This window comes from Chryseobacterium sp. T20, assembly GCF_047345655.1.
GTDB lineage: Bacteria > Bacteroidota > Bacteroidia > Flavobacteriales > Weeksellaceae > Chryseobacterium.
Map to the genome: position 1 here is coordinate 170719 of NZ_JBLFDU010000007.1, position 14114 is coordinate 184832.

The following is a 14114-nucleotide window of genomic DNA, read 5'->3' on the forward strand; positions in this document are numbered from 1 at the left end:
ATGAACACCAACTTAAAAAATACAGTAAGCCAGGAAAACTGGAATCAGGCCAACAGAAACCTAATGGCCAAAACCATCGCAGAATTGATGCATGAAGAGCTTCTAAAACCTGTGGTAACTTTTGAAAATAAAAACGGATATACTGTTTTTACCCTTGAAACCGGAGTTGAAAATATTATCTACAGTTTCCGCGGACAGGAAAGAATGATGGATTACTGGCATATTGATAAAGACAGCATTACAAAAACAGAAAACGGTGAAGATTTGTCTTCTGTAGATGTAGCAGCTTTCTTTCTGGAAATGCAGACTGTTTTTGACTTAGATCCTTATACCATTGCAAGATACACGGAAGAATTACTGCATACGTTGTATTGTGATGCTTTAATCTTATCAAGAGGAGTGATGTCTTCAAAAGAGCTTGCTGATGCGGATTATCAGACGGTAGAGCATAATATGACCGGACATCCGTGGGTAATTGTGAACAAAAGCCGATTAGGTTTTTCACCAAGAGATCTTAAAACATTTGCCCCTGAAGCCGATGAAAATTTAAAAGTAATCTGGCTGGCATCTCATAAAAGCAGATCGTCATTCCAGTCTTTGGAACATATCAACAGAGAAGAATTTTATCGTTCAGAAATAGGAGAGGATTTATATAATGATTTTCAGCAGCAGTTGTTGAGCAAAAGAAAAGTTGTTGAAGATTATCATTTTATCCCTGTACATCCTTGGCAGTGGGAGCATAAGCTTCAGATTCATTTTGCGGGAGATATTGCTTCCGGACTTTTAATTCAATTAGGAGAGGGTAGCGATACGTACAGTCCGCAGCAGAGTATCCGTACTTTATTCAATGTGGATCATCCTAAAAAGAGATACCTGAAAACCGCTGTTTCTATTCTGAGCACAGGAAATATCAGAGGATTATCACCTAAGCAGATGAAAATTGCTCCAGCCATTACAGATTGGGTAAAAGGTTTAATTAAGGATGATGCTTACCTTGAGAACAAAGAAACTATTTTCTTAGGAGAAGAGGCAGCCATCACCTATCTGCATCCTCAATATGGAGCTATTGCGAGCGTACCTTACCAATACAATGAATTCCTTGGAGCATTATGGAGAGAAAGTGCTGAAAACTATCTGAAAGAAGACGAACAAATGGTAACTATGGCCTCTTTACTTTATGTAGATGAGAGCGGAGTTCCATTGGTTCAGGCATTTGCTGAAAAAGCAGGAGTGAGCATTAAAGAATGGATTGAAAGCTATCTTGATGCTTATCTTACCCCATTATTACACATTTATTACACCCATTCATTATGTGTAACGCCACACGGAGAAAACATTATGGTGGTTTTGAAAAACGGAGTTCCAAAGAGAATCGTAATCAAAGACTTTGTGGATGATATTGTACTTACCACAGAAGCCAGAGAAAAGCTTCCTGCACACCTTGCGGACGGTCTGATCCAGTCTTCCAACAAAGAAAATATCCCGTTGTTTATTTTGCTTGGAGTTTTTGATGCCTTCTTCAGATATCTGTCGAATGCGCTGCATACCTATTCCAACTTTAATGAAGAGACATTCTGGGAACTGGTTCACAACTGTGTAGAAAATTATAAAGCTGAGAATACCCACCTTCAGGAAAGATACGAAAAGTATGACCTGTATGTGCCGGCATTCAAAAGATTCTATATCAACAGTCTGCGTCTGAAAAATAACGGTTACAGTGAAAACAAGGCATTTGCCATTCCGAGAAAAGACGGAGCGCTGCCTAATCCGCTGTATCAGATTGCCAATAAAAATTCAGTAGCAGCAGTATGAGGAAATTCCTGCATATACTAAAAGAAGGAGCGGTTTTTACGTATGGAGCCATAGCCGGAAAGAAAGTTGAACTGACTTCCGGAAGTATCAACCGTTCCATCTTTAGTCTTGCCATTCCCATGGTGATGGAACTTGTCATGGAATCTGTTTTTGTGAGTGTCAATCTATTGATTATCGCAAAATTAGGAGACAAGGTTCTTGGGCTTGTGGGAATTACAGATAACTACATCAACTTCGCTTATGCCATCGCAGTAGGTTTGGGAATTGCAGCAGCAACTCTTACCGCCAGAAGAGCGGGTGAAAAAGATAAAGAAGGAATGGGCAGAACAGCCCAATACATCATCTTGCTGGCCCTATTTTTTGCGGTGCTTATTGGTGGAGTTTCCTGCTTTTTCGCATCAGAAATTGTTGATTTTCTGGGAATCAATGCCAGTACGGTAACCGAAGGCGTTTCTTTCTCACGACTGGTCTTCCTGAGTATCGGGCTGGTGATTCTCCGTCTCTCTGTGAATGGACTCTTCAGAGGGGCTGGTGATGCCGATATTGCCATGAAATCACTTTGGATCTGCCATATTTCCAATATCATTTTTGCAGTGATCCTTGTTTTCGGATTAGGTTTTATACCTGCTTTTGGATTGATGGGATTGGCGTATGCTACGGTTTTATCAAGGCTTTTAGGGGTTTTATACCAGGCATTCGTGTTGATGTCCGGAAAAACCAGTATCATCATCAGAGTTCCTTTACAGCTTGATATTCCATTGCTACAAAAGATCCTGAAAATAGCCTTTGGAGGATTGGTTCAGTATATCATTCCTACATCCAGCTGGTTGATTATGGTGAAAATAATCTCCACTTTCGGAACCACAGCGCTTGCAGGATATATCATTGCCCAGCGTATTGCTTCTGTAGCTACGATGCCTGCCTGGGGAATAGGAAATGCTGCCGGAGTCCTTACTGGTCAGAATTTGGGTGCCGGAGAGCCGGAACGTGCTGAAAAAACAGTCTGGAGAGCCGGAACGATCAACATGACCTATCTGGTACTTGTAGCCTTATTCTGGCAGATTGCAGCGGAATATGTGGTGAAATTTTTCACTACAGAACCGGAAGTTGCCAGATATGCGGTTCAATACATCCATGTAGTATCGATGGCTTATCTGCTGTTAGGATTTACCATGGTGATCAGCCGTGCTCTGAATGCCGCTGGAAACATTCTGCAGGTTACACTGCTGTATCTCGTCATGTTTTATGTGATTCAGCTTCCTCTGGCTTATCTCTTAGGAGTAAGATTTCAGTGGGAACTGAGAGGAATATTTACTGCCATTGTTTCTTCGGAAATTGTTTTGGCTGTGCTATTCCTCATGATTTTTAAAAATGGAAAATGGAAAACTATAAAAATTTAAAATGAACACTACAGAAGAATTTTATGAAATTATCGCCTCTGCCATCGCAATAAAGAAAGAATTGGTAGATGAAAAACTAACGTATCAGGAAATCCCGGAATGGGACTCTATGTCTCACCTTCTTATCGTAGAAGCGCTTGAACAGTTTTATCAGATCAAGTTTGATTTTAACGATATTCTGGAGATGGGAACCGTCGGAAAGATTCGCGAAAAAATGAAAAAATACGATGTATTCGTAGAAAACTAAGCATATGAAAATTTTAGAAAATGTAATTGCCAATAAGAACTTGGGGTTTACAGATGCTTCCACCGGTACAACAATACCGGTGGGAACGCTGTACCGGTCTTTAGGCTTAAACCCGGTAGAAAAAGGGCTGCTCTTTTTATACAATGACAATCAGTTGTCAAGTATTGAAGTGCTGCTCAATTTTTATGGTACAGCACACACCATTGCGGTACTGGGGCAGAAACTGCATGAGGAATTCAAAGAACGTATTGAGGCGGAATACCGTCCGAAATACATCTTTGATCCCCAAAGAGAAGCCATTGAAGGATATACTCTGAAAGCATTCTCAGACAACATCAGCATCTTTGCAAAGGATGATTATAAGAGTGAAGTTACCATTCACCCTGACATCAAAATCCTTTTGAGCACTTCAGGGACAACAGGTGTTCCGAAACTGGTTAAATTATCTGATGAAAGTCTTTATCAGAATGCATTGAGCATCCTTCAGTACATGCCGATTCAGGAAACGGATGTAGTTCCTTTAAATGTTCCGATCAACTTTGTATACGGATTCTCTATTTTCACTACCAACTGTATGCGTGCCGGAAGAATCGTGTGTACAGATAAAGACATTATGCAGAAAGCATTCTGGGATGAAATGGAGGAGTACGGTTACAGTACGTTGGGCGGAGTTCCTTTCCTTTATGAAAACCTGAACAGAATAGGATTCTTCAGAAAAGATTCTCCAAGTCTGAGGTATTTTACCCATACCGGAGGAGTAATCAACGCTGAGCTGAGAAAAACTATTTTCTCTTATTGTCATGAATTCAAAAAAGATTTCTTTGCACAATACGGACAGACGGAAGCAGGAGGAAGAATGGCTTACCTTACCACAGAAGGATTGCTGGAAGAAGAAACATCAATCGGAACTGTGGTGGAAAGAGGAAGCTTCAAAATTGATCCTGAAACGGATGAATTACTGTTTTCTCATGTCAGTATTTTCGGAGGCTATGCCAATAAACTGGAAGATCTTGCTACGTATGAGCAGCCTTCCGTATTGCATACCGGAGATACCGCCAGAAAAGGTGAAAACGGAATTTATTATATCACAGGAAGAATAAAACGTATCATGAAGCTTTTCGGAATACGTCTTAATCTCGATGAGGTAGAATTTATCCTTAAAAATGAAATGCAGGGCAATACTTTCGTATGTCTGAATGCCAATGATAAAAAAATTGTGGTATTGTATGACAATCCGGAAATAGATCCTCAGATCATCACCGAAACCATTAAAAATAAACTGCGTATCAACCCGCAATATGTACGCACAGAACGTATAGAATCATTCCCATTATCACAAAACGGTAAAATAAACTATCCCCTGTTACAAAACTTACAGCATGAAAACATCTAAAACCCTTATATTACTTCTTGGTCTTGCTTTATCTTCAAATTCGCTTTCTGCACAACAGGGCGACAGAATTCATGGCAAAATCATGCTGTCTGAAAAAGCACCAGTAAAAAACGCTATTTTAAGACTTGTCAACACGTCTTATCAGGCTAAAACCAATAATTTAGGAGAATATTACTTTGAAAATGTGCCACCTGGAGAATATACGCTTCAGGTGGTTTTAAATGATATCGAACTGATGAGGGAACCCATCCATATTCAGAAAGATGTCTATGAAATCCCTGCGATCTACGCTCCTTTACACAATAATGTGATTGAAGGAATTACCGTATATGCAGTGAGTAGAAATAAATTTTTGGATAAAGACAGTACTTCAGTGGCTAAAATGCCTTTGAAAGTTCTTGAAAATCCACAGGCTTACACCAGCATCAACCAGCAGATCATGAAGGAACAGCTTACTTACGATATTTCGGAAGTATTGAAAAACGTTCCGGGTATGGTAAAAATGCAGGGTAGTCCGGGAAGAGGTTCCGGAGACGGAAGTTTCTACTACAGCCTTAGAGGATTCCCTACCAAAGTATCAATGGTAGACGGTGTTCCTGCAACCACTAACGGAGAAATTGATCCTGCCGATCTCGAACGCCTGGAAGTGATCAAAGGTCCTTCAGGAACATTGTACGGAGGTGCGGTAACTTCTTTTGGAGGTTTGATTAACGCAGTAACCAAAAAACCGAAAGATTATTTCGGGGGCGAAGCTTCTTATCTGATGGGAAGCTACAACCTGAACCGTGTAACCGCTGATGTTTATGGTCCGATTACAGAATCCAGAAATATGTTATTCCGTTTGAATGCTGCTTATCAGTATCAGAACGGGTTCAGAGATTCTGAATTCAGGAAGTCATTCTTTGTAGCGCCTACTGTAAGCTATCAGGTTAATGAAAGGTTGAAATTTAACTTGGGGGCTCAGATCTACAATTATGAAGGAACAAACACTCCAATTATTTTTCTGGCCAGAACAAGACCTTATGTTGCTCATACACCGGATGAACTTGGATTCGACTGGAAAAGATCTTACTCCAACAATGATATGACCTTAAAAGCTCCGTCTATCAATGTAAAAGCAGAGGCTAATTATAAAATTTCGGATAAATGGACTTCGCAAACGTTGCTTTCAAGAAACTTCAGAAAAACGGAAGGATTATATCAATATCAGTTTATCAGAGGGACAACCAGTGATGCTCTGCTGGAACGTAACGTGCAGTGGCAGAACTCGGAAGCTTCTTCTACAAGTGTTCAGCAGAATTTCAACGGAGAATTTAATATCGGAAAAATTAAAAATAAAGTGTTGATCGGATTAGATTATTTAAATCAATCTATCAACAATAATCACTCTCCGATTGTAGTGTATGATTACATTGATGGGACAAATCCTACAGGGCCAGTGGTACTACCGGTAACAGGGGTATATGGTAACATTTCCAAAGATTTGGCATTAAAAAAGATTCAAGCTTCTCCAGCATCGTTAGTACGAAATACTTCTTCATCAAACCTTTATGGAGCCTATATATCCAATGTAACTTATATTACAGACCGTTTGATTACCCTTTTAAGCTTACGTATGGATCATTACGAAAGTAAAGGACAACTTAATATGAGTGATAACAAACGTACTGGTGATTTTAAGCAGACGGCATGGTCTCCAAAAGTGGGAATCGTATACCAGATTCTTAAAGATCAATTATCTGCTTATGGAAACTATATGAACGGTTTCAGCTATATTGCACCTGTTACACAGCAGTTGCCAGATTATAGCGGAGAAATGAAACCTCAGATGGCCAATCAGTGGGAAGTAGGATTAAAAGGAAATCTTTGGAGAAACAAAATTAATTTCACCGTTGGATACTACGATATTCTTGTGGATAACATCCAGAGAGGAAGTGGCGTAATCCGTGACGGAAAAGAATACAATATTGTTGTTCAGGATGGCACACAGAGAAGTAAAGGGATTGAAATTGAAACCATCATGAATCCTGTTCAGGGATTAAACATTATGGCCGGATATTCTTATAACCACAGCAGATTTGAAAAAGCAGACGCCGATGTAGAAGGACGTCGTCCGGAATCTGCAGGTCCTGCGAATGTATTCAATTCCTGGATCAGTTATATCCTTCCGATCAAAGGACTTCAGGGATTGGGAGTAGGTTTCGGGGTAAACCGTGTAGGAAAACAGATTACCGGAAATAAAGTGAGAACCGGACAATTTATATTTCCTGCCTACACTTTGATCAATGCTTCTATTTCCCTTGAAAAAGAAAGATACAGATTAGGATTTAAAATGAATAACCTGGGTAATGTACAATATTTTGCAGGGCAGGGAGTGGTTGTCGCTCAGATGCCTCGTAATTTTGTTGCTGAGGTAAGCTTTAAATTTTAAGAATGAAGTTAAAGTTTAGAAAAATTGCATATCAGTTACATCTATGGCTCGGACTAACGTCCGGGCTTATAGTTATTATCATGGCCGCTACGGGATGTATCCTGGCTTTTGAAGAAGAATTAAAACATATTGTTCACCCCAACCGATATTACGTTGAAAACATTGGAAGAAAAAAACTTTCATTGGCAGAACTTACGGAAAAAGCAGAAAAAGCACTTCCCGAAGGTTTAAAGGTCAAAAGAGTTGTTATGCCTTCTGATCCCTCACGAACGTATGTATTCCGTACCTTAAAAATGGATGACGAAGCATGGACGTATTGGGGAACTTATCTTTATTATTATCGAATTTACGTAGATCCTTATACCGGAAAAGTACAGGAAGTGGAAGACGCCAAAAAGGATTTCTTTGAAATTGTACTGGATCTTCACAGAAGACTTCTGTTGGGTGAAAAAATCGGAAAAGCGATTACCGGTTATTCCACATTGATATTTGCTGTCATTCTTTTATCGGGGCTTGTGATATGGTATCCCCGAAAAATGAGTAAAGCTATGCTGAAAGGAATGTTTTTCATTAAAACATCGGCCAATTGGAAAAGGATTAACTATGATGCTCATAATGTTTTGGGATTCTATGCCATCATTCCTTTACTTTTAATCTCTTATTCCGCATTGATATGGAGCTTTGAAGATGTAGATAAATGGGTAAAGAACACGCTGAACGGAAATATTCCCACAGAAAAGAAAGCTAAGAGTACAATTCCTTCCGAAGAATTTTCAAACCGTGAAAATATCCTTAATCTGATTAGAAATACAATGGAAAAAGGATTGAAAGGCAAGAAATCAGCACTAGTCAACTTTCCAAGATCGGAAGAAGGAACCTATTATGCTGAGCTGACGTATGACGGAAGGCAATACAGAAATGAACATTTTAATTTTGATCAATATTCAGGAGAAGTTTTAAAATCTCAATCATATAAAAACAAAAATATCGGATATGGAACCGCATTAAGAGACAGAAATTATGATCTTCACACCGGAAGTATCCTGGGGCTGACCACCAGAATTATTTATTTTCTGGCAGCAATTATCGCACTGTCACTCCCGATTACCGGTTTTATTATCTATTTGAATAAGAAAAAGAAGAAACCAAAACATAAGAAAAACAAAGTAGTTTTTCCTACTCATCATTAATAAAAGCCTCTGGAAAGGGGCTTTACTCTTTTTAAAACCACAAAAGTCACAAAAGCTTTTATTTTAAAAATACATTGGTTCACTTAATTAAGTTGAAAACGAAGATGTAGAAAAGTTCATATAAGATAAAAATCAAAGATTTTCTAAAAACTCATGTGTACTTATTAAACCTAAAGCAGGCTCTTAAAAATTGTAAGTGATCAAGACTTTTGTGCCTTTTGTGGTTAAAAACAATTATGTAGAATGCTATACAATTTCTATTTTTAAATATTCTCAATCAATTTTATCAGAGATAAAATCCTCGCGCCTTAAAAACAAAACGTTATAATCTAACTTGCGCCTTTGCGTTCAAAAAATAAAATAATCTCTTTTTTTTGGAAAATCGCAAAGGCGCAAGTTTTTTAATCCTAATGCATTTTTAAGACGCAAGAACATTTCGACTTCGCTCAATATTAGATTTTCAGCAGGAAATATGATGTAATTTTTTACAAACTTTATTGGTATCTATAAAAAATCTGCAGAATCTCCTAAATCTGCGAGAGATTTAATCACCCAATCAATCCCTTCACATTTTTTGAAAAAACCTCAATTCCTTTATTCATCTCTTCAAAATTAAGATCTCCGAATCCTAAACGCATTGCCGTAAGCCCTTTATTCTGATACAACAATGTTTTAGGAATAAAAAGATTATCCTTTGCACAATTTCGGCTAAGTTGCATCAGATTTAGCGGAATATTCCATTCCAGCCATATGGCGAGCCCGCCAGAAGGTTTCTGAAAAGTAATAAAATCACCTAAGTTTTCTTCCAGTAATGCAGCAAAATAATCACGCCTTTCCTGATATACTTTTAAAGACTTTTTCAGATAACGGTTGATTTCCCCTTCGGCAATCATTTCTCCGAGCGCTCTTTCCATCAGAATATCACCCTGACGGTCGATAATCCCCAGATATTTACGCATTTCTGTCATCAGATTCTCCGGGGCAACAATAAATCCTGTTCTGAATCCCGGAGCTAAAGATTTCCCGAAAGATCCAATATAGATTACCATTCCATTCGTATCCGCACTGGCTAAAGGAAGAATGGGGCTTTTATCATAATGAAATTCATAATCGTAATCGTCTTCCAGGATAATAAATCCGTATTCATTTGCGAGTTCCAATAACTCAAATCTTCTCTGAGCACTCAAAGCAACGGTAGTAGGATAGTGGTGATGAGGTGTCAGGTAAAGCATCCGTATTTTCTGCTTTTTACAGGCTTCACGAACACTTTCTACGATAATTCCTTCCTCATCAATGGGAATAGAAACAATATCAACCCCAGCTTTCATAAAGATCATATTGACGGAAAAATAGCTCAAAGCTCCCACCAATACAGTGTCACCAGCCGAGAGAAGAATTTCAGAAACAATATAAATACTCATTTCCGTACTTCGGGTGATCAGTAGATTATTCTTGGAAATAGGAAGTCCACGGGAAAGATTCAGGTATTGGGATAAATGTTCTTTAAAAAATTCACTCCCGTCATGATTATAATGTCCCAACGCTTTCTGATTGGATTTACGCTTTAAAATAGAACTATAAAACCGTGAATGCTGTCCGATTTGGGTTAAGCGGATATCCGGTACCCCATCATTAAAGACATACTCACAGTCCGAATGTTCAAAAGGATTATCGAGAATATTGGATGTTTTGAACGAAAAACCAGTCGAAACAGGGTAATTTTGAAGGTTATTTTGCTCAAAATCGTTCACTTTGACAGGTTTTTCCTGATCTTTTCCAATGACAAATGTTCCCTTATTCGGGAAACTCTCGGTCCAGCCCTGAGCTGACAGTTCATCGTATACTGCAACGGCTGTATTTCTATGGATTTCCAGCATTTCACTGAAAGTTCTTGTGCCTGGAAGCTTTGTACCAAAGGGAAGAAACCCTCTCTGAATGGCATTGATCAGCTGGTTGGCAATTTGCAGATAGATAGAAGTCTCTGATTTTCTATCAATTTTTATAAAACTTTCGTAGGGAATCTTAACCGGACTATCCATAATATCAAAACTGGCACCATGTAACCATCCGGCAATATACTACTTTTGACATCAAAATAAAAATCTATGGAATTTCATCATCTGTTAAAAAAAATTGTACAGGAAGGAAGTACCCACGCCAAATGGCTGAACACTCTTTCTTTTATGGAAAATGCCGGTGCAAGAAAAATATCAAAATGTGAACATCCAACCCTGGTTTCTCAGATCCAGCTGAAACATGCTGCTGAGGAACACCGCCACGCTTATTATTTAAAAAAACAAATTGGCAAAATAAACCCTGAGCTTTGCAAAACCTACGAAAGCACAGAACTTCTGGCCCCTATCGCCACAAGCCAATATCTTCACTCATTGGATATTAAAGCCTGTCGCTATCTTCAGAAAGCCTTTAATCTTGATAAAACAGATATTAAATATGCCGCTTACCTTTTTGTAACGTATGCTATTGAAGTTCGTGCAGATGAGCTTTATCCTGTTTATCAGCAGGCGCTTACCGAAGCTTCTTCTAAAATTATGGTCAAATCTATTATTCTTGAAGAAGAAGGGCATCTGGAAGAAATGATCAACCAGCTTAATGAGTTTTCACCAGATTGGAAACATCACGCGGATCATATTCTGACGATAGAAAAAGAACTGCATGAAGAATGGATCAATGCAATTACTCAGGAAGTCGCTCAGTTGAATTATGCTTAATACCAGCTCCCGTTTTCAGGAATCTCTTGACAAAAGAAAGGAGGAAGGGACGTTAAGGCGTTTGCGAATTCAATCCGATGGAATCGATTTTTATTCCAATGATTATCTGGGATTGGCAAAAAGTAAAGAGCTTCAGCAATTACTATTGCAAAAGATTACAGATCATCCTCAACTACTTTCCGGAAGTACAGGTTCAAGGTTGATTAGCGGAAACAGTGATACTGCAGTTTCTGTGGAAAAGGATATCGCTCAAAAACATCAGTTTGAGTCTGTATTGCTTTTTCCATCCGGATATAATGCAAACCTGGCTTTGTTTTCTACGCTCCCCAGTCGCCATGACGTAGTTATTGTCGATGAACAGATCCATCGGTCAGTACATGATGCCTGTAGGCTTTCAAATGCTAAAAAACTGAAATTCAAGCATAATGATATTGAAGATCTTGAAAATATTTTAAAAAGACAGGAAGGGCATTGTTATATCGCGATAGAAAGCCTTTATTCCATGGAAGGAGATTTTGCTCCTATTCAGGAAATCGCTTCACTAGTCAGTAAATATAAAGCCTCATTGATTGTAGATGAAGCCCATGCATTCGGCGTTTTTGGGTATGGATTGATTGAAAAATTCCAATTGCAGAATCTGGTTTCAGCCGCAGTTGTGACCTACGGAAAAGCTCTGGGAGCTCATGGAGCTGCAATCCTTTGCAGTGAAACAGTGAAATCTTACCTGATCAATTTTGCAAGTCCGTTCATTTACACCACATCAGCACAGGATTTTCAGTGGATGAGTATCAAAACTGGATATGAATTTTTAGACCAAAACCATGAATTGGCTGAAAAACTTCAGAATAACATCAAAGTTTTTCGCAGCAGAAATTTACAGTCTCCATCGGCAGAAACAAGCCCGATTCAAGCTATTCTAATCCCCGATAATCAAAGACTGAAAGAATTACAGGACATTTTATCTGAAGAAGGATTTTTAACCTACGCCATCTATAGCCCCACAGTAAAAGAGGGAAGCGAGCGGCTGCGAATATGTCTTCACAGCTTTAATACAGAAGAAGAAATTATGAAATTGACGGGAATTATTAAAGAATTTATTTAAAGCAAAAAGATTCAAAACCCGTAACACGAATCCCGAAAACATGAAATTATTTATAACAGGAATAGGAACCGAAATAGGAAAAACAGTCTGCTCAGCCGTCTTGGTTCAGCATTTTAAAACAGAATACTGGAAACCCATACAGTCCGGAGATCTGCACTATACAGACAGTCATAAAATTGAAGCATGGACCGATACCAACTTTTGCCATCCTGAAACTTACCGTTTACAGTTGGCTGCATCACCACATCAGTCTGCAAGAGAAGAAAATATCACCATCAACCTGAATGATTTTCAATTACCAGAGACCGAAAATCCTCTGATTGTAGAAGGAGCAGGAGGCTTAATGGTTCCGATTTCAGACACTACTTTTATGATTGATCTTATTGAGGAATTAAGCCTTCCTACAGCATTGGTAATCAGAAATTATTTAGGCTGCATCAATCATAGCTTGCTCTCAATCCTGGCTTTACAACAGAGGGGAATTCAGTTGGAATATTTAATTCTTAACGGAGATTTTCCGGAAGATACAGAAAGAGTGATCTGCAGTTTTATCGAAAAAGAAACAAAAATTATAAAGATTCCTGAAATTAACAGTACGGATAAGGAATCTATACAACATGCTGCAAAGCAATTAACAATAACAAAAATAGGATAATGGATACAAAAACAACATTGAGAAACAACTGGACTAAAGAAGAGATCGAGGAAATTTATCACCTTCCTCTGATGGAACTGATCTATAAAGCAGCCTCCGTACACCGCGAATGGCATGATCCTTCTGAAGTACAGATTTCAACACTATTATCTATCAAAACTGGCGGATGTCCTGAAGACTGCTCATACTGCGGACAGGCAGCCCGTTATCACACCGATATCAAAGTACAGGCTTTATTACCTACAGAAACAGTAATTGCCCATGCTCAGAAAGCAAAAGATTCCGGATCATCAAGATTCTGTATGGCAGCAGCATGGCGTGAAGTGCGTAATAACCGTGATTTTGACAGGGTAATTGATATGGTAAAAGGAGTAAACGATCTTGGTCTGGAAGTTTGCTGTACATTGGGAATGCTTACCGAAGAACAGGCTGTAAGACTTCAGGAAGCCGGATTATATGCTTACAATCACAACCTTGATACTTCAGAACAATATTACGAAGAGATCATCTCTACCAGAACTTTTGACAACAGAATTAATACAATAAATAACGTAAGAAAAGCTGGTATCACCGTGTGTTCCGGAGGAATTATCGGACTTGGAGAAACCCACAGAGACAGAATTTCAATGCTTTTAACGTTGGCAACAATGCCAAAACATCCGGAATCCGTTCCTATCAATGCATTAGCCAGAGTAGCGGGAACTCCATTAGCAGATAATGAAAAAGTTGATACCTGGGAAATGGTAAGAATGATCGCTACAGCAAGAATCGTAATGCCTTCTTCTATGGTAAGACTAAGTGCCGGACGTATAGAAATGACTGAAACAGAACAGGCATGGTGCTTTATGGCAGGAGCTAATTCCATTTTCACGGGAGAAAGAGAAACTTTACTGGTAACACCAAATCCGGGAGTTTCTGAAGATATGCAGATGCTGCAGACATTAGGGCTGAAGCCTATGATGAAAAAAGAAACATGCTGTTAGATAATTATGAATTATAAATTATGAGTGATGAGCTGGATTGTTGTTATTATAGCACTTATTATAAAATTGGTTTTTGAATTTTTATAAACTACTCTATAAGTTGGAGAACGCAAAGACGCAAAAGCTTTTGTAGTAAGAAATATTTTAAGGCGCAAGGATTTTATCTCCGATA

Annotated in this window: 11 protein-coding genes; 10 read left to right on the top strand and 1 reads right to left on the bottom strand. The window is 38.6% G+C overall.

The features are described 5' to 3' along the window. From ACMA47_RS16700 to ACMA47_RS16725, 6 genes are read left to right on the top strand one after another with little or no spacing between them, the layout of a single operon-like run. Entirely contained in the window at nt 1-1812 is a 1812-nt protein-coding gene (locus ACMA47_RS16700) for an IucA/IucC family protein (protein WP_413930677.1), read from the top strand. Beyond that, the gene (locus tag ACMA47_RS16705; protein WP_413930678.1) at nt 1809-3212 is read left to right on the top strand and encodes an MATE family efflux transporter; all 1404 of its coding nucleotides are present in this window, start codon (nt 1809-1811) and stop codon (nt 3210-3212) included. The genes ACMA47_RS16700 and ACMA47_RS16705 overlap by 4 nt, the downstream gene beginning before the upstream one ends. 1 nt (nt 3213) lies before the next feature. Then, entirely contained in the window at nt 3214-3459 is a 246-nt protein-coding gene (locus ACMA47_RS16710) for an acyl carrier protein (RefSeq protein WP_002979498.1), read from the top strand. Between the two features lie 4 nt (nt 3460-3463). Next, complete coding sequence (locus tag ACMA47_RS16715; RefSeq protein WP_413930679.1) at nt 3464-4852, top strand: AMP-binding protein; 1389 nt, start codon at nt 3464-3466, stop codon at nt 4850-4852. Continuing rightward, nucleotides 4839-7283 carry a TonB-dependent siderophore receptor gene (locus ACMA47_RS16720; protein ID WP_413930680.1) on the top strand — a complete coding sequence of 815 codons (2445 nt, stop codon included), beginning with the start codon at nt 4839-4841 and terminating at the stop codon, nt 7281-7283. The genes ACMA47_RS16715 and ACMA47_RS16720 overlap by 14 nt, the downstream gene beginning before the upstream one ends. A 2-nt stretch (nt 7284-7285) precedes the next feature. Further along, nucleotides 7286-8473: a PepSY-associated TM helix domain-containing protein gene (locus ACMA47_RS16725; RefSeq protein ID WP_413930681.1), complete on the top strand. Its 1188-nt coding sequence runs from the start codon at nt 7286-7288 to the stop codon at nt 8471-8473. Nucleotides 8474-9021: 548 nt separating this feature from the next. Here the strand turns inward: ACMA47_RS16725 and ACMA47_RS16730 are convergent. Beyond that, nucleotides 9022-10512, bottom strand: a complete 1491-nt coding sequence (locus ACMA47_RS16730; RefSeq protein ID WP_413930682.1) for a PLP-dependent aminotransferase family protein — start codon at nt 10510-10512, stop codon at nt 9022-9024. A 66-nt stretch (nt 10513-10578) separates the two neighbouring features. Between ACMA47_RS16730 and ACMA47_RS16735 the strand changes: the two genes are divergently transcribed. Genes ACMA47_RS16735 through bioB form a run of 4 tightly spaced genes read left to right on the top strand, consistent with a single transcriptional unit; the run spans nt 10579 to nt 13942 of the window. Further along, nucleotides 10579-11202: a hypothetical protein gene (locus ACMA47_RS16735; protein ID WP_413930683.1), complete on the top strand. Its 624-nt coding sequence runs from the start codon at nt 10579-10581 to the stop codon at nt 11200-11202. Next, a complete protein-coding gene (locus ACMA47_RS16740; protein WP_413930684.1) occupies nt 11195-12304 on the top strand; it encodes an aminotransferase class I/II-fold pyridoxal phosphate-dependent enzyme in 1110 nt (369 codons plus the stop codon). The genes ACMA47_RS16735 and ACMA47_RS16740 overlap by 8 nt, the downstream gene beginning before the upstream one ends. 40 nt (nt 12305-12344) lie before the next feature. Then, the gene (bioD, locus tag ACMA47_RS16745) at nt 12345-12959 is read left to right on the top strand and encodes a dethiobiotin synthase (RefSeq protein ID WP_413930685.1); all 615 of its coding nucleotides are present in this window, start codon (nt 12345-12347) and stop codon (nt 12957-12959) included. Next, nucleotides 12959-13942: a biotin synthase BioB gene (gene bioB / locus ACMA47_RS16750; RefSeq protein ID WP_413930686.1), complete on the top strand. Its 984-nt coding sequence runs from the start codon at nt 12959-12961 to the stop codon at nt 13940-13942. The genes bioD and bioB overlap by 1 nt, the downstream gene beginning before the upstream one ends. The last annotated feature ends 172 nt before the right edge of the window (nt 13943-14114 follow it).

Excerpts from the sequence above, each read along its gene's own strand:
- ACMA47_RS16730 (WP_413930682.1), bottom strand. The coding sequence starts at position 10,512 with ATGGATAGTCCGGTTAAGATTCCCTACGAAAGTTTTATAAAAATTGAT.
- ACMA47_RS16725 (WP_413930681.1), top strand. The coding sequence starts at position 7,286 with ATGAAGTTAAAGTTTAGAAAAATTGCATATCAGTTACATCTATGGCTC.
- ACMA47_RS16715 (WP_413930679.1), top strand. The coding sequence starts at position 3,464 with ATGAAAATTTTAGAAAATGTAATTGCCAATAAGAACTTGGGGTTTACA.
- ACMA47_RS16710 (WP_002979498.1), top strand. The coding sequence starts at position 3,214 with ATGAACACTACAGAAGAATTTTATGAAATTATCGCCTCTGCCATCGCA.
- ACMA47_RS16735 (WP_413930683.1), top strand. The coding sequence starts at position 10,579 with ATGGAATTTCATCATCTGTTAAAAAAAATTGTACAGGAAGGAAGTACC.
- ACMA47_RS16720 (WP_413930680.1), top strand. The coding sequence starts at position 4,839 with ATGAAAACATCTAAAACCCTTATATTACTTCTTGGTCTTGCTTTATCT.
- bioD (WP_413930685.1), top strand. The coding sequence starts at position 12,345 with ATGAAATTATTTATAACAGGAATAGGAACCGAAATAGGAAAAACAGTC.
- ACMA47_RS16740 (WP_413930684.1), top strand. The coding sequence starts at position 11,195 with ATGCTTAATACCAGCTCCCGTTTTCAGGAATCTCTTGACAAAAGAAAG.
- ACMA47_RS16700 (WP_413930677.1), top strand. The coding sequence starts at position 1 with ATGAACACCAACTTAAAAAATACAGTAAGCCAGGAAAACTGGAATCAG.
- bioB (WP_413930686.1), top strand. The coding sequence starts at position 12,959 with ATGGATACAAAAACAACATTGAGAAACAACTGGACTAAAGAAGAGATC.
- ACMA47_RS16705 (WP_413930678.1), top strand. The coding sequence starts at position 1,809 with ATGAGGAAATTCCTGCATATACTAAAAGAAGGAGCGGTTTTTACGTAT.